General features: G+C 72.1%; 15 protein-coding genes and 1 pseudogene. 9 read left to right on the forward strand and 7 right to left on the reverse strand.

All coding sequences use genetic code 11. The features are described from left to right. The first annotated feature begins 144 nt into the window (after window positions 1–144). The 5 genes from rpsO to FHS22_RS24735 all read left to right on the forward strand — a co-directional run bounded on the left by rpsO (window position 145) and on the right by FHS22_RS24735 (window position 6,015). On the forward strand, window positions 145–414 hold the full coding sequence (gene rpsO / locus FHS22_RS24715; RefSeq protein ID WP_184945291.1) for a 30S ribosomal protein S15: 270 nt from the start codon (window positions 145–147) through the stop codon (window positions 412–414). A gap of 318 nt (window positions 415–732) precedes the next feature. Next, a complete protein-coding gene (locus FHS22_RS24720; protein ID WP_184945292.1) occupies window positions 733–3,078 on the forward strand; it encodes a polyribonucleotide nucleotidyltransferase in 2,346 nt (781 codons plus the stop codon). Beyond that, window positions 3,078–4,391 carry an insulinase family protein gene (locus FHS22_RS24725; protein ID WP_184945363.1) on the forward strand — a complete coding sequence of 438 codons (1,314 nt, stop codon included), beginning with the start codon at window positions 3,078–3,080 and terminating at the stop codon, window positions 4,389–4,391. The genes FHS22_RS24720 and FHS22_RS24725 overlap by 1 nt, the downstream gene beginning before the upstream one ends. 103 nt (window positions 4,392–4,494) lie before the next feature. Next, window positions 4,495–5,232 carry a 4-hydroxy-tetrahydrodipicolinate reductase gene (gene dapB, locus FHS22_RS24730; protein ID WP_184945294.1) on the forward strand — a complete coding sequence of 246 codons (738 nt, stop codon included), beginning with the start codon at window positions 4,495–4,497 and terminating at the stop codon, window positions 5,230–5,232. Between the two features lie 273 nt (window positions 5,233–5,505). Then, a complete protein-coding gene (locus FHS22_RS24735; RefSeq protein ID WP_184945296.1) occupies window positions 5,506–6,015 on the forward strand; it encodes a GNAT family N-acetyltransferase in 510 nt (169 codons plus the stop codon). Between the two features lie 88 nt (window positions 6,016–6,103). Here FHS22_RS24735 and FHS22_RS24740 read toward each other — a convergent pair whose 3' ends face one another. From FHS22_RS24740 to FHS22_RS24755, 4 genes are all read right to left on the reverse strand, one after another. Next, window positions 6,104–6,973, reverse strand: a complete 870-nt coding sequence (locus tag FHS22_RS24740; RefSeq protein WP_184945298.1) for a 1,4-dihydroxy-2-naphthoate polyprenyltransferase — start codon at window positions 6,971–6,973, stop codon at window positions 6,104–6,106. 175 nt (window positions 6,974–7,148) lie between these two features. Continuing rightward, a complete protein-coding gene (locus FHS22_RS24745) occupies window positions 7,149–7,760 on the reverse strand; it encodes a GNAT family N-acetyltransferase (protein WP_184945299.1) in 612 nt (203 codons plus the stop codon). A 128-nt stretch (window positions 7,761–7,888) separates the two neighbouring features. Continuing rightward, window positions 7,889–8,515 carry a CGNR zinc finger domain-containing protein gene (locus FHS22_RS24750; protein ID WP_184945301.1) on the reverse strand — a complete coding sequence of 209 codons (627 nt, stop codon included), beginning with the start codon at window positions 8,513–8,515 and terminating at the stop codon, window positions 7,889–7,891. A 139-nt stretch (window positions 8,516–8,654) separates the two neighbouring features. Next, on the reverse strand, window positions 8,655–10,049 hold the full coding sequence (locus FHS22_RS24755) for an aminotransferase-like domain-containing protein (RefSeq protein WP_377295874.1): 1,395 nt from the start codon (window positions 10,047–10,049) through the stop codon (window positions 8,655–8,657). Between the two features lie 16 nt (window positions 10,050–10,065). On the opposite strand from FHS22_RS24755, the gene FHS22_RS24760 reads away from it, so the two are divergent. From FHS22_RS24760 to FHS22_RS24770, 3 genes are all read left to right on the forward strand, one after another. Beyond that, entirely contained in the window at window positions 10,066–10,998 is a 933-nt protein-coding gene (locus FHS22_RS24760) for a DMT family transporter (RefSeq protein WP_184945304.1), read from the forward strand. A gap of 58 nt (window positions 10,999–11,056) precedes the next feature. Beyond that, window positions 11,057–12,079 carry a hypothetical protein gene (locus FHS22_RS24765; RefSeq protein WP_184945305.1) on the forward strand — a complete coding sequence of 341 codons (1,023 nt, stop codon included), beginning with the start codon at window positions 11,057–11,059 and terminating at the stop codon, window positions 12,077–12,079. 86 nt (window positions 12,080–12,165) lie between these two features. Further along, a complete protein-coding gene (locus FHS22_RS24770; RefSeq protein WP_184945307.1) occupies window positions 12,166–12,699 on the forward strand; it encodes a hemerythrin domain-containing protein in 534 nt (177 codons plus the stop codon). Window positions 12,700–12,807: 108 nt separating this feature from the next. On the opposite strand, the gene FHS22_RS24775 is transcribed toward FHS22_RS24770, so the two are convergent. After that, window positions 12,808–13,212, reverse strand: a complete 405-nt coding sequence (locus tag FHS22_RS24775) for a YybH family protein (protein WP_184945309.1) — start codon at window positions 13,210–13,212, stop codon at window positions 12,808–12,810. A 270-nt stretch (window positions 13,213–13,482) separates the two neighbouring features. Here FHS22_RS24775 and FHS22_RS24780 point away from each other — a divergent pair, with 270 nt between their 5' ends. Then, window positions 13,483–13,959: a peroxiredoxin gene (locus tag FHS22_RS24780; protein ID WP_184945311.1), complete on the forward strand. Its 477-nt coding sequence runs from the start codon at window positions 13,483–13,485 to the stop codon at window positions 13,957–13,959. 59 nt (window positions 13,960–14,018) lie between these two features. On the opposite strand, the pseudogene FHS22_RS24785 reads toward FHS22_RS24780, so the two are convergent. Both FHS22_RS24785 and FHS22_RS39345 read right to left on the reverse strand, forming a co-directional pair. Further along, window positions 14,019–14,459 (reverse strand): annotated as a pseudogene (locus FHS22_RS24785) (GntR family transcriptional regulator); the annotation flags it as partial. Between the two features lie 94 nt (window positions 14,460–14,553). Next, window positions 14,554–14,883: a GntR family transcriptional regulator gene (locus FHS22_RS39345; protein ID WP_184945365.1), complete on the reverse strand. Its 330-nt coding sequence runs from the start codon at window positions 14,881–14,883 to the stop codon at window positions 14,554–14,556. Window positions 14,884–14,969: the final 86 nt, after the last annotated feature.

Consider the following 14,969-nt stretch of genomic DNA (forward strand, 5'->3'; position numbering starts at 1 on the left):
AGACCGATGGTAGTCTGGCATGTCAGCTCTGTGACCGGTGGTGTTCACGCCCCCGGCCGCTGATCCCGCCACGGCGACTGTAGGCACGCACGGTCGTTCGGGCTTTCCGAATTCACGTGTGCCCGTAGATGTTCAAGGAGAGACGTGTCGCTCGACAGCGCCGCAAAGAAGCAGATCATCGGGGAGTACGCCAAGAGCGAGGCCGACACCGGCTCGCCCGAGGTGCAGATCGCACTCCTCAGCAAGCGCATCAGTGAGCTCACCGAGCACATGAAGCGCAACAAGCACGACTTCCACAGCCAGCGCGGTCTGCTGCTGCTGGTCGGCCGGCGCCGCCGCCTGCTCAAGTACCTGCAGAACAAGGACATCGAGCGTTACCGTTCGCTTATCGAGCGGCTCGGCCTGCGCCGCTAGCATGACGGGGGAGCGGCGTTCGCGCCGCTCCCCGTCTCATGGGGCCGCCTCCGGCGCGTCGTGATGCCGAAAGGCCCGCTCCATGAGCAAACTGAATAGCCGAGAAGTGCCCCGCGTCCGCAAGCAAACGCGCCCCACGGCGTCGGAGGGCCGGTCCTCGGTAGTGGCCCCCGGTCGCGCACGGCTCCGAGCCGTGCGCGGACCGGGCGCTTCGATCGAAGACCGGCGCTGCACCTACGGGGAAGCGGCGAGAAGACGACCCAGGCACGACACGCGTGCCTGGGCGGACGCGGGCGACCGACCACAAGGAGGTCCCCCGTGGAGGGTGTCCACAGCAGTGAAGCCGTCATCGACAACGGCTCCTTCGGCACGCGCACCATCCGGTTCGAGACCGGGCGGCTCGCGCGCCAGGCGGCGGGTTCCGCCGTCGTCCACCTGGACGACGAGACGATGGTCCTGTCCGCGACCACCGCGTCCAAGAACCCCAAGGACAACCTCGACTTCTTCCCCCTGACGGTGGACGTCGAGGAGCGCATGTACGCCGCGGGCCGCATCCCCGGCTCGTTCTTCCGGCGCGAGGGCCGTCCCTCCGAGGACGCCATCCTCACCTGCCGCCTGATCGACCGGCCGCTGCGCCCGTCGTTCGTCAAGGGCCTGCGCAACGAGATCCAGGTCGTCGCCACGGTCATGGCGCTCCACCCCGACCACCTCTACGACGTGGTCGCGATCAACGCCGCCTCCCTGTCCACCCAGCTCGCCGGGCTGCCCTTCTCCGGCCCGATCGGCGGCGTGCGCGTCGCGCTGATCGAGGGCCAGTGGATCGGCTTCCCGACCCACACGGAGCTGGAGAGCGCCACCTTCGACATGGTCGTGGCCGGCCGCGTCCTGGAGGACGGCGACGTCGCGATCATGATGGTCGAGGCCGAGTCCACCCGCGACACGCTCAAGCTCATCGCCGACGGCGCCGTCGCGCCGACCGAGGAGACCGTGGCGCAGGGCCTGGAGGCGGCCAAGCCGTTCATCAAGGTGCTCTGCGAGGCGCAGGCCAAGGTGGCCGGGGTCGCCGCCAAGGAGACCCGCGAGTACCCCCTCTTCCTCGACTACCAGGACGACGTCCTGGAGGCCGTGACCGGCGCGGTCAAGAGCGAGCTCGCCGCCGCGCTGACCATCGCCGGCAAGCAGGAGCGCGAGACCGAGCTCGACCGGGTGAAGGCGCTGGCCGCCGAGAAGGTCGCCGCCGACTTCGAGGGCCGCGAGAAGGAGGTCGGCGCCGCCTTCCGGTCGCTGACCAAGAAGCTCATGCGCGAGCGGGTCATCGCCGAGGGCGTGCGGATCGACGGCCGCGGCGTGAAGGACATCCGCCAGCTCAACGCCGAGGTGCACGTGGTGCCCCGGGTGCACGGCTCGGCCCTGTTCGAGCGCGGCGAGACCCAGATCCTGGGCGTCACCACGCTGAACATGCTCCGCATGGAGCAGATGATCGACACGCTCAACCCCGAGCGCACCAAGCGCTACATGCACAACTACAACTTCCCGCCCTACTCCACCGGCGAGACCGGCCGGGTGGGATCGCCCAAGCGCCGCGAGATCGGCCACGGCGCCCTCGCTGAGCGGGCGCTCATCCCGGTCCTGCCGGCCCGCGAGGAGTTCCCCTACGCGATCCGCCAGGTGTCGGAGGCGCTGGGCTCCAACGGCTCCACCTCCATGGGCTCGGTCTGCGCCAGCACGATGTCCCTGCTGGACGCGGGTGTCCCGCTGAAGGGCATCGTCGCGGGCATCGCGATGGGCCTGATCAACGAGGGCGACCAGTACGTCACGCTGACCGACATCCTCGGCGCCGAGGACGCCATGGGCGACATGGACTTCAAGGTCGCCGGCACCAGGGAGATCATCACCGCCCTGCAGCTCGACACCAAGCTCGACGGCATCCCCGCCTCGGTCCTGGCCGCCGCGCTGAAGCAGGCCAAGGGCGCCCGCCTGGCCATCATCGACGTGATGCAGGAGGCCATCGACTCCCCGGCGGAGATGAACGCGACGGCCCCGCGCATCATCACGATCAAGGTCCCGGTCGACAAGATCGGCGAGGTCATCGGCCCGAAGGGCAAGATGATCAACCAGATCCAGGACGACACCGGCGCCGAGATCACGATCGAGGACGACGGCACCATCTACATCGGCGCCACCGACGGCCCGTCCGCCGAGGCCGCCCGGTCGGCGATCAACGCCATCGCCAACCCGCACATGCCGGAGGTCGGCGAGCGCTACCTGGGCACGGTCGTCAAGATCGCCGCCTTCGGCGCGTTCATCTCCCTCATGCCGGGCAAGGACGGCCTGCTGCACGTCTCCCAGATCCGCAAGCTGCACGGCGGCAAGCGCATCGAGAACGTCGAGGACGTCATGAACGTCGGCGAGAAGGTCCAGGTGGAGATCGCCGAGATCGACGCGCGCGGCAAGCTCTCCCTGGTCCCCGTCGAGGTCGTCGAGAAGGAGGCCGAGGCCAGGGGCGAGGCCGGCACCCCCGAGTCGGGAGACTCGGACGCCGCTCCCGCCGCCTCCGCGGCTCCGGCCGAGGAGCGGCCCGCGGCCGAGGACAAGCCGCGCCGCACCCGTACGCGCACCCGCACCAGCGGGGGCGGTCGCGGAGGAGAAGACCGCAACTCGTGATCACCACCACTCTGCACCCCGGCTCCGGTGGGGCCGGGGTCGTGCGGCGCACCGTCCTCCCCGGTGGGCTCCGGGTGGTGACCGAGTCCATGCCGACCGTGCGTTCCGTCGCGGTCGGCATGTGGGTCGGCATCGGATCGAGGGACGAGGCGCCCGAGCACATGGGGGCCTCCCACTTCCTCGAGCACCTGCTGTTCAAGGGCACCCCCACACGGGACGCGCTGGAGATCTCCGCGGCGATCGAGGGCATCGGCGGTGAGATCAACGCCTTCACCGCCAAGGAGTACACCTGCTACTACGCGCGGGTCCTCGACGAGGACCTGCGGGTGGCGATCGACGTGCTCGCCGACGTGGTGACCTCCTCGCTCATCACCCCCGACGACGTCGAGGCCGAGCGCGGCGTGATCCTCGAGGAGATCGCCATGCACGACGACGACCCGTCGGACGTGGTGCACGAGCAGTTCTCCGCCGAGCTGTACGGCGACACGCCCATCGGCAGGCCGATCCTCGGCACGGCCGAGTCGATCGACGCGATCGGCCGCGACCGGATCGCGGAGTACTACCGGCGCCACTACCTGCCCACGCACACCGTGGTCGCGGTGGCGGGCAACGTCACCCACGAGCAGGTCGTTGAGCTGGTCGCCGCGGCCTACGAGCGGGCCGGGGCCCTGGGCGGGGACGCCGAGCCGATCCCCCCGCGCCTGTCCGGCGAGGGCGTGCCGCCGGCCCGTTCCGGGCTGCGGGTGCTGCACCGCCCGACCGAGCAGGCCAACCTGGTCCTCGGCACGACGGGCATCACCCGCACCGACGAGCGCCGCTTCGCCCTCGGGGTGCTCAACGCGGCGCTCGGCGGCGGCATGTCGTCGCGCCTGTTCCAGGAGATCAGGGAGAAGCGCGGCCTGGCCTACTCGACGTACAGCTACACCTCGCAGTACGCCGACACCGGCCAGTTCGGCGTCTACGCCGGCTGCCTGCCCTCGAAGATCGACGAGGTGCTGAAGATCTGCCGCGAGGAGATCCTGCGCGTGGTCGCCGACGGCATCACCGAGGAGGAGATCGTCCGCGGCAAGGGCCAGATGCGCGGCGGCCTCGTGCTCGGCCTGGAGGACACCGGGTCCCGGATGTCCCGGATCGGCAAGGGCGAGCTCGTCTACGACGAGCTCCTCTCGGTCGACGAGGTGCTGGCGCGGATCGACGCGGTGACCTCCGAGGACATCGACGCGATCGCCCGCGACGTCCTCACCCGCCCGATGACCCTGGCGGTCATCGGGCCCTACGAGGACAAGGACTTCAGCCCGTTCGTGTCCGTCTGACGGTCCCGTCCCGGCACGCGGCCCCGGTGCGCGAAGCGCCGGGGCCGTCCGGGTCCCCGGGGCCGGAGGGCTCCGGCGAAGCGGACGGTATACCCTTGGGCGCGTGATCAGGGTAGGTGTTCTCGGCGCCCGCGGGCGCGTCGGTGTCGAAGTGTGCAAGGCCGTCGAGGCGGCGGACGACCTGGAGCTGGTCGCGGCCGTCGACAGGGACGATCCCGTCGAGGGGCTGGCCGGCGCCGAGGTGGTGGTCGACTTCACCCACCCCGACGTGGTCATGGACAACATGCGCTGGTGCATCGAGCACGGCGTGCACCCGGTGGTCGGCACCACCGGCTTCGACGCCGGCCGGCTGGCCGCCGTGCGCGGCTGGCTGGACGCCAACCCGGGCGTCAACGCGCTGATCGCGCCCAACTTCGGCATCGCCGCCGTGCTGATGATGCACTTCGCCCAGCAGGCGGCCCGCTACTTCGACTCCGTCGAGATCGTCGAGCTGCACCACCCGAACAAGGCGGACGCGCCCTCCGGCACCGCCCGCCGCACGGCCGAGCTGGTCGCCGAGGCGCGGCGCAAGGCCGGGATGGCCCCGATGCCCGACGCGACGAGCACGGAGCTGGACGGCGCGCGCGGCGCGGACGTGGACGGGGTCCACGTGCACGCGGTGCGGCTGGCCGGACTGATCGCCCACCAGGAGGTCATCCTGGGCGGCGACGGGGAGATCCTCACCATCCGCCACGACACCATGAACCGCTCGTCGTTCACCCCGGGCGTGCTGCTGGGCGTGCGCCGGGTCCGCGAGATCCCGGGTCTGACCGTGGGCCTGGAGCACCTGCTCGACCTCTGAGGTCCCGGACCGGACTGCCGGGCTGCCGGTCGGCCTCGCCCGGACGAGGTCGTGCGCAGCGGCGGGCGGCCGGGAGAGGCCTGCCCCGTGGACGGAACTCCGACCACGGGGCCGCCCGTTCTCCCGGTATGACGCGACCTTCGCTCACCTGTCCGCTCTGCCGGAACACCGAGTTCCAGCAGGAACAGGGACGGCTGGACAGCCGCTGGGGCATGACCTCGCACCGGGTAACCCTGATGATCTGCACGCGCTGCCGCTATATCCTCCAGTTCTATGACAGGCACTCCATCTTCGACTTCGACTGAGGTCCGCTGGGCGACGGCGGAGGAGCTGCCGGGGCTGGCGGCGGTGGAGGACGCGGCCGACGGGACGTTCGCCCCGCTGGGGATCGTCTTCCCGCCCGGGCCGGCGATGATCGCGGGGATCGACGACCCGTCGCGGGTCCTGGTCGCGGGCGAGCCGCCGGTCGGGTTCGCGCTGCTCGGCTGGGTCGACGGGAACGTCCACCTCGACCAGCTCGCGGTCCACCCCGACCACGAGCGGCAGGGCATCGGCGGGCGGCTGGTCGAGGCGCTCTGCGCGCACGCCGCCGCGGTCGGCGCGGCGGCCGTCACGCTCACCACCTTCCGCGACGTGCCGTGGAACGCGCCCTGGTACGGCCGCCGCGGCTTCGCCGTGCTGGAGGAGGCGGAGTGGGGGCCGGAGATGGCCGCGCTGGTCGTCCACGAGCGGGAGGCGGGCATCGAGCTCGCGCCCCGCGTGGTGATGCGCCGGATCCTCTGAGCGGAGCGGCCCGCCGGACGGCGGTTGCGCGCAAGGGGCCGTGCCGGGCGCCCGGGAAGCGGTGGCGGGCCTTCTCAGGCCCGGCCGCTCACAGGGCCAGGCCGACGGTGAACAGCAGGCCGAAGGCCAGCTGGAGGCGGCCGGTCTGCTGGAGCGTGGTGATCAGCGCCGGTCCGGTGGCCCCGGCGCGCACCGCGCGCACCGGGGGCACCGCCAGCGGCGCGGCGAGCACGCCCAGCGCCGCGAACGGGTGCCAGGGGGCCAGGGCCAGGCAGATCGCCAGCGGCAGGACCAGGCAGAGGACGTAGAGCGTGCGGGTACGGCTCTCGCCGAGGACGACGGCCATGGTGCGCTTGCCCGCCGGCCCGTCGGTCACGATGTCGCGCAGGTTGTTGACCACCAGCATCGCGCAGGCCAGCAGGCCGACGGGGACGGCGGCGGCCACCGCGGTCCAGGGCAGGCGCTCCAGCTGGACGAAGGCGGTGCCCGCCACGGCCACCAGGCCGAAGAAGACGAAGACCGAGATCTCGCCGAGCGCGCGGTAGCCGTACGGGCGCGCGCCGCCGGTGTAGAACCAGGCCGCCGCGATCGAGGCCGCGCCGACCAGCAGCATCCACCACGCCCGGGTGGCCACGACCAGGACCAGCCCGGCCGCGGCGGCGGCCAGGAAGCAGCCCAGCGCGGCCGCCAGGACCTGGCGGGGGGCGGCGGCGCCGGATCCGACCAGGCGCATCGGGCCGACCCGGTCGTCGTCGGTGCCGCGCACGCCGTCGCTGTAGTCGTTGGCGTAGTTCACCCCGATCTGGAGGGCGAGCGCCACGAACAGGGCGAGCAGGGCCCGCCACCACATCGCCCCGCCGTACCCGGCGGCGACGCCGGTGCCGACGGCGACCGGGACGACGGCGGCGGGAAGGGTGCGCGGGCGGGCGCCGGCGATCCACTGGCTCGGAGTGGCCATGGTGCTGCGGGTTCCTCTCGGGGGTGTCCGGCGGCCCGGAGCCGTCTGAGGTCGTGGGGGGCTCGGGCGGGTCCGCCGGGTCGGGGGCGGCTCGGACTGTGCGGGAGGGCCGGGGGCGGTGCCGCCGACGTCGGACCCGGGACCCGCCCGGCGCGTGGCGGGCCGGGAGGCGGTCCTAGCTGATGTCGGTGGCCAGGCGGATCATCCGCACCGGGCGGCCCATGTTCAGGACCCGCTCGGCGCCGTCCTCGCCCCAGCCCGCCGACTCCAGGAAGCCGAGCAGCTGGTAGTTGTCGGCGAACACCCACGTCACGACGGTGTGGTAGCCGTCCTCGCGCAGGTGGTCGACCGTGGCGTTGAGCAGGCGGCTGCCGTGGCCGCGCCGGACGTGGTCGGGGTCCACCAGGAAGGTGAGCATCTCGGCGGTGGTCGTGGGGTCGAGGTCGGGGTCCTCGGCGGGGGCGTGGGAGGCCAGGCCCACCACGCGCTCCGCGGCCTGCATCGCCGCCAGGGCCTCGATCCCGCCGGGGCCGAGCGCGGGGAACGCGTCGGTGTCCAGGACGACCTGCTCCACCGCGACCAGCACGCGGTGCCGGGAGGTCGGCGGGGTGACGATCGCCTCGTCCCACTGCCGCCGCCACATCTGCTCGGCGGCCGGACCGGTCATCTGCTCCAGCGGTCCCTCGGGCAGGAACTCGCGGTAGCCGTACCGCCAGGCGCGGATCTGGGTGCCAGTGACCGCGTCGACATCATCATGCCGAGCCGCTCGCACCCCTACGTCTGCCATCTCGGCCCGCTCCTTATCTGCCGTACGCCGCCAGGACACGCCGTCCCGTGGACTTCCAGGCCGCGCGAGCGGGCGTCAGGCGGATGGACCCATGAGACAGGTAGTTACACCGTATCGGGGAATCTGGCTCACAGATGACGTGAACCTGTCTCCGTCTGACGACGTGCCCGATATGCCCTTGTCTTGGTGCGGTTGCCGCAGACCTTCATCGAGCACCAGGAGCGGGAGCGGTTCTTGGAGGAGTCGACGAACGCCCACTGGCAGGTGCTCTCCGTGCACACCTTCAGCCGGGGCCAGGCGCCCTCGGCGTGGACCGCCATCACGGCGGCGGCGATCCTGGCGAGCCCGCCGAGGACCCCGGGCACCACGGGCTCCAGCACCGGGCCGCCGGGGGTCAGGACGACCGCCACGGGCAGCCGGTCGAACGCGTGGGGGAGCGCCGGAGGGAGGCCGCCGTGCCCCTCGCGTCCCCCGGGGCCGCCGTCCGGGTCTCCGGAGCCGCTGTCCCCCCGGTCGCTGTCCCCCCGGTCGCTGTCCCCGCGCCGGCCGTGGTGGTGGCGGAGCGCGGCGCGCAGGGCCTCCCGCAGGTCCACGGCGGAGGCCAGCTCCTCGTCGCCGGCGACGGCCTCCGCCTCGACCAGGCCGCGCCTGCGCAGCCACGCGGCCAGCGCGTCGGGGGAGGGGAGCGCGTCGGTGCCGCTCTCGACGTCGTAGCTGTTGACGAAGTCGCACACCAGGGCGGCGGGGTCGGTCATGGCATGAACCACCTCTCTCACACCACTGTACGGCAGTAGAGGGTTGTGCTTGATCCGCCACCCGGCCCGGCCTCCTCGACGGCGTCGGCGGGAAGCCGCCGACGGGTCCGCCGCCTCGTCCGGAGCGCTCCTGCGTCCGTCACGGCGGCTCCACCGCCGCCCTGCCGACGGCCAGGGCCAGCCGCCCGACGCCCTCGGCCAGCTCCGAGAGGTGGGCCGCGGCCGTGTGCGTGAGGCGGATCCTGGGGCCCGGCGGCTCGGCCGGGTGGTAGATGCGCCCCGGGCTCACCGTCACCCCCGCCCGGCGGGCCGCCTCCACCACGTTCTCCTCGTCGAGGTCCTGCGGGAGCCGTACCCACAGGTGCAGGCCGCCCCGGGGGACGAGGTGGAGCCCGGCGGCGGGCAGCCGGGCGGCGAGCGCGGCGGCGAGCGCGTCCCTGCGGGCCGTCAGCTCGGTGGAGAGGGCCGACAGGTGACGGGGCCACGCCGGTGAGCTGATGAGCTCCAGGGCGGTCTCCTGGAGCGGCCTGGCGACGAAGAACGACTCCACGAGCTGGCTCGCCCGGAGCCGGTGCGCGGCGGGTCCCCGGGCGATCACTCCCGCGACGCGCATGCTCGGGGCCAGGACCTTGGTCAGCGAGTTGACGTGCACGACGGTGCCGTGGGCGTCGAGCGCGATGAGCGGCGGCGGGACGGGCGCGGTCGCGAAGTAGCGGGCGTAGTCGTCCTCGATCACGAACGCCCCCGCCGCCCGCGCCACCGCGAGCACCTGCTCGCGGCGCTCCAGCGGGAGCGTCGCGCCGGTCGGGTTGTGCAGGGTCGGCTGGCAGAAGAAGACCCGCGCCCCGGTGACGGCGAAGGCCTCGGCGAGGAGTTCGGGCCGCACGCCGTCGCGGTCGATCGGCACGGCGGTCGCCCGGAGCCCGGCGGCCCGCGCGGCGGCCAGCGCGCCCGGGTAGGTGGGGGTCTCGACGAGCACGGGCGTGCCCGGGGCGGCCAGGGCGCGGAAGGCGTGGGTGAGGGCCGACTGCCCTCCGCTGACCACGAGGGCGTCGGAGGCGGTGACGTCGCCCCCGGCCTCCCCGGCGAACCACCGGCGCAGCTCCGCCAGGCCGGTGAGCGGCGGGAGCGCCCAGACGTCGGGACGGCGCAGCGCCCGCGAGGCGGCGGCGCCGAGGGCCCGGGACGGGCGCAGCGCCGGGTTGAGGTAGCCGCCCGTCAGCGGGACGACCCCGTCGGGCGGGGGCGTGAGCAGACCGCTCACCCCGGCGTCGTCCACCGCCCGGTCGCCGAGCGCGACCGTCTGCCAGGACAGGTCGGCGGTGCCGCTCTGGCGGGCGGTCCGGGGGGCGACGTAGGTCCCGCTGCCGGGCCTGGTGACCACCCGTCCCTCGGCGGCCAGCCGCCCGAGCGCCCGCGAGACGGTCACCGGGCTGACGCCGTGCAGCCGGACCAGCTCCCGGCTGGACGGCAGCCGGTCACCGGGCCGGAGCCGCTCGGCCTCCTCACGCAGGATGGCGGCCAATCGGACGATACTGCTATCGTCTTTCATGAGAGACAACGATAGCGCTACTGTCCTGAGCCGAGTAGCGGCTCCTCCCTCCCGGGCGCGCAGGAGCGCGGCGTGGCGGGGGACGGCGCTGGCGAGTCTCGGGGTGCTGGCGTTCTCGGGGTCGTTCCCGGCGACGGTGTTCGCGATGGAGGGCTTCGATCCCTACCTGGTGGCGATCGGGCGGGCGGTTCCGGCGGGGTGCGCGGCCCTGCTCCTCCTGCTGGCCGCCGGGGTCCCGCTGCTGCCGCCCCGGGCGCATCTGCGGTCATACCTCGTCATCGCGGCCGGGGTGGTCTTCGGCTTCCCCGTCTTCAGCGGGCTCGCGCTCGACTCCGGGGCGAGCACCGCGCACGCCGCCGTGGTCGTCGGGCTGCTGCCCGCCGCGACCGCGGCCTGCGCGGTGCTCCGGGCGGGGGAGCGGCCCCGGGCGCTGTTCTGGGTGTCCTGCGGCCTCGGCGCGGTCTCCGTCACCGCGTTCACCCTCAGCCGGGGCGGCGGCCGCGTCACCGGCGCCGACCTGCTGCTCGTGGCGGCCCTGCTCTCGGCCGCGGCCGGGTACACCGAGGGCGGCCGCCTGGCCCGGGAGACCCCCGGCTGGCGGGTGATCTCCCACGCCCTGGTCGTCGCCCTGCCGCTCACCGTCCCGGCGGCCGCCGTACTGGCGCTGACCACCGAGGTACGGCCCGGCGCGGCGGCCCTGGCCGGGTTCGCCTACGCCGGGCTGGTCTCCATGTTCCTCGGCTTCATCCCCTGGTACGCGGGACTGGCCATGGGCGGCATCGCCCGCGCGGGGCAGACCCAGCTCGCCCAGCCGCTGCTGACGCTGGCGTGGGCCTGGCTCCTGCTCGGCGAGCGGTTCGGGCCGGCCACGCTCGCGGGCGCGCTGGCCGTACTCGGGTGTGTCGCCATGACGCAGCGCGCCCGGTCTTGAAAGATGTGACATCGAAGAGCATGGTGTGGGATACAGGTGTCACAAAAGGGGTGGAGACATGGCGGACCTGACCATTCCCGACGGCGGCTTCTGGCCCGCGCCGGAGATCCCGCAGCCGAACATCTATCCCATGGAGTGGCGGGTCGAGACCGAGAAGCTCGCCGCCATCTACGAGAAGTCCAAGCGCATGCTCTGGAACCCCGCCGACCTGCCCTGGGACGGCCTCGACCCGGCCGACTTCACCGCCGAGCAGCGCCTGGGGATCATGTACTGGTTCTCGGTGCTGGCCAACTTCGACGCCTCCGGTCCGGCCGTCTTCGCCCGCGCCACCATCCAGGCGTTCGAGAAGCACGAGGAGGACCCGGTCAGGAAGTGCTTCTTCTCGATCACCCGTGACGAGATGAACCACGAGGAGTGCTGCCAGCGCACCATCGCCCGGCTCTGGCCGGGCGGGCCGCTGAACTGGACCCCGGAGACCGACCTGGAGAAGGCGGCGCACAACAACATCGGCTGGCTCTACCACAACGGCGGCCGCTACTGGACGGGCTACAGCGGCGCGGTCGGCAAGTACACCCTGCCCGTGCTGTTCACCAGCTTCATGATGGGGGAGATGGCCGCCTCCACCCTCTTCCGCGGCATGGCCTCCGGCACCCGGCACCCGGTCTTCGGCGAGATGTTCCACCGCATCGGCCGCGACGAGTCCCGCCACCTGCAGATCTGCATGACGATCCTGGAGAACGAGTGGCCCGGGCTCACCGACGAGACCCGCTCCCTCATCACGCGCCAGCTCCGCGCCGGGTTCGTCTTCCTGTCCATGATCCTCTGGGAGCCGCCGGAGGGCTTCTGGGAGCTGCCGCCGTACTTCCTGCACAACCACCGGGTGCTGATGGACCACGCCCGCGACGCCGGCCTCGGCGTGCTGTCGTACGAGGAGCAGGCCGAGAACTGGCGGGTCGCGATGGCCCGGATCCGCGCGATCGTGGAGCGCTGGGGCATCGAGTTCCCGGCGATCCCGGAGCTGGACATCGAGGGCGTCGAGGTCGGCTTCCTCGACCCCGAGGACATCATCCCGGTGTTCTGAGCGCTCCGGCGGGGAGATCGGTGTCCGCTCCGGGATGGTAGAACTCGTCGGTCGGTATCGCGGAGCGACCCATCCGGAGGATGAGCATGGACGCACGGTCCGAGGCGGGCGACCGCCTCACCGCCCTGGGCACGCAACTGCTCGAAGTGCACATCTGGCTCCGCGAGATGCTGGAGGACCTCCAGGAGGGCATCGACGACTACTTCGACGGCAGGGGGCTCCCGCCGCGGGACCTGCGCGCCCACTGCCTGTCCTTCTGCACGGCGCTGACGCGCCACCACACCGGAGAGGACAGGGGCGCGTTCCCGGCGATCGCCGAGGAGTTCCCCGAGCTGCGCCAGGTCCTCTCCGACCTGCGCACGGACCACAACCAGCTCGACTGGCTGATGGGGAACCTGCAGAAACTGCTCGAATCCCTCCCAGAGGAACCGGACCCGGCCACGGCCGCCAAGGTGCGCGAGGAGGTGGGGGCACTGTCGGCGATCATGCAGACGCACTTCATCTACGAGGAGAAGAAGCTGATCTCCGTGCTCAACTCGATGGACGTGCCCGAGTGGCGGGAGCGCAGGCCCGACTTCCTGCTGACCGACGAGGACGAGCCCCGGCCTTCTCCCCGGTGAGGTCTTCACCGGCCGCCCGCTCGGGCGGGACGCCGACCCGGCGGCGGTGACCACGCCGGCAGGCCCGGCGCGGCGGGGAAGCCCGCCGCGCCGGACCGGCCGCCGGGCTCAGCCGGTTCCGAACGGGTTGTTGACGGCGTAGCGCCAGAGCCCGTCGGGGCCGCGTCGCGCGACGTCGGCCGCCGTCCCCTGGAGGCGGACCTCCTCGCCGCCGCGCGCCGTGCCGTGGACGGACCAGTCGACGACGAGCAGGGCGGTGTCCCCGGCGACGTAGGCGTGCCGGAGCCGGGCGTCCATCGGCAGGCCGAACCCGAGGAGGTGCCGCTCGGCGGCGGCCCGCCCATCGCCCGTGACGGGATGGCCGGGGCCGGGGACGAGCACGCCGGGGTCGTCGTAGAGGAGGTCCAGCCGACCGGTGTCCCCGGAGTTGAACGCGTCCACGTAGGCCGCGGGAAGCCGCGTGACGTCGTCGGGAGGGACCGTGCGCAGAACGCCGTCGTCATGATTCGTCATGACACACGCATCGTACCACAAAAACGATCTTCCTGGATGGGGGTCCGCCCGCCGCGCCGGGCACCGCCGCCCCGGGCGGGGCTCCGTGGAAGAGATCGCCGGTGGGCTCTTGCCCGGCTGATCGCGGGGCATCATCCTTGGTCTGTCCCGCCGGCCCTCCCGCGCCGTACGGCGGAGCGGAGGGACAGGAGCGCAGGGACGCCGACCTCCGGCCGCGTCCGTCACGCGGTGCCCGCCGGAGGTCGCCGATCGCTACCGGAAGGACCTGTCGTGGCTGCAAGCGTCGCGGTTGGGGACGTGGTCGAAGACTTCGAACTGCTCGACGAGACCGGGACGCCCCGGAGGCTCGACGGGGACCTGCTGGCCACCGGGCCGGTGGTGCTGTTCTTCTACCCGGCGGCCCTGACCTCGGGCTGCACGATAGAGAGCTGCCGCTTCCGCGACCTGGCCGAGAGCTTCGCCGAGGTGAAGGCCACCCCGGTCGGCATCAGCCGCGACGCCGTCCCCCGGCAGAAGCGCTTCGCCGACACCTACGCCCTCGGTTTCCCGCTGCTGTCCGACCCGGACGGGGTCGTCGCCCGCCGCCTCGGCGCCCGCCGCAGCTACGCCGTGGGGCCGTTCCTCACCCGCCGGATGACCTTCGTCATCGACACCGACCGCCGTGTCCTCGAAGTGATCAACAACGAGGCCGGCATGCAGATCCACGCCGACCGCTCCCTCGAAGTCCTCCGCGCCCGGCAGCCCTGAGTCCAGCGGGCTCCTGCCGGACCCTCCGGCCAGTTCTCGGGCGGGGAGACGTAGCTGCCACGCTGGGGAACGGTGTAGATCCAGCCTTCCTCTCGCAGAGACCTGATCGCGTGCCGTACCGTCTCGCGGGCGACGTCGTGTCGTTGGACGAGTGCGGCCTCGCTCGGTATCGGGCGGTGGGGCTGCAGGTCGCCATGCACAATGGCGCGGAGCAGATCGTTTGCGATCTCCCGGTACAGCGATGCGGGCCGATTCCTTCGCCGGGTTGCGTCGGGCGGACCGGTGAATGTGCCTTCTCCCTGCACGGTGTGGACGAGGCCTTCGTCGCGGAGGATCCGAATCGCATTGCGGGCCGTCGTTCTGGCGATGCCGAACTCAGCCTGGAGTTCCGCTTCGCTTGGCACGGTGTGGCCGAGAGGGATGTCTCCATTACGGATCCGTTCCCGGACGATGTCGGCTACCTGGACATAGATGTGGGTGTCACTTTCATGATCGATCACTCACATATGGTAAAAGAAGCTTCGATCAGAGGATGCGGGAACCGTACTAGAGCATCTGGGGCCTATACCAGGAGATACATTTCACTGGTCTTCGTTAGCTTTGTGGCCATGTGTCGCGGGGTGAGACGTACGTGCCTCGATAGGGGATGGTGAACACCCATCCCTGGCTCCGGAGGAACTCCATGGCCTGGCGGACGGTGGCCTTGGCGACGCCGTGCTGTCTGATGAGTTCCTTCTCGCTCGGCACCCGTCTGTTCGGTGTGAATTCTCCGCGCAGGATGCGGCTCCGGATATCCGCCGCGATCTGCTGGTAGACCGGGACCTGGTCGTCGGGGCGCGGGGTGCCGGGCTCCCCGACGAAAGTCCCCTCGCCCTGAACGGTGTAGACGAGACCCTGCTCGCGGAGCTCTCTCGCCGTGACTATTCAGGTTACTGTGTGAGCGCGGGCGTCCAGGGGTTGCCGAGCAGCGCGTCGTGAAGAGCCTGGGCAGCACGCAGGCCGTTCTTGCG

Origin of the sequence: Thiemannella venezuelensis (assembly GCF_014203605.1) — a bacterium.
In the GTDB taxonomy this organism is placed as follows: Bacteria; Actinomycetota; Actinomycetes; order Streptosporangiales; family Streptosporangiaceae; genus Planomonospora_A; species Planomonospora_A venezuelensis.

Bases quoted from the DNA above. Each gene is read 5' to 3' on its own strand.
- FHS22_RS24735 (WP_184945296.1), top strand. From the start codon at position 5,506: ATGACAGGCACTCCATCTTCGACTTCGACTGAGGTCCGCTGGGCGACG.
- FHS22_RS24740 (WP_184945298.1), bottom strand. From the start codon at position 6,973: ATGGCCACTCCGAGCCAGTGGATCGCCGGCGCCCGCCCGCGCACCCTT.
- FHS22_RS24745 (WP_184945299.1), bottom strand. From the start codon at position 7,760: ATGGCAGACGTAGGGGTGCGAGCGGCTCGGCATGATGATGTCGACGCG.
- FHS22_RS24750 (WP_184945301.1), bottom strand. From the start codon at position 8,515: ATGACCGACCCCGCCGCCCTGGTGTGCGACTTCGTCAACAGCTACGAC.
- FHS22_RS24760 (WP_184945304.1), top strand. From the start codon at position 10,066: ATGAGAGACAACGATAGCGCTACTGTCCTGAGCCGAGTAGCGGCTCCT.
- FHS22_RS24765 (WP_184945305.1), top strand. From the start codon at position 11,057: ATGGCGGACCTGACCATTCCCGACGGCGGCTTCTGGCCCGCGCCGGAG.
- FHS22_RS24770 (WP_184945307.1), top strand. From the start codon at position 12,166: ATGGACGCACGGTCCGAGGCGGGCGACCGCCTCACCGCCCTGGGCACG.
- FHS22_RS24775 (WP_184945309.1), bottom strand. From the start codon at position 13,212: ATGACGAATCATGACGACGGCGTTCTGCGCACGGTCCCTCCCGACGAC.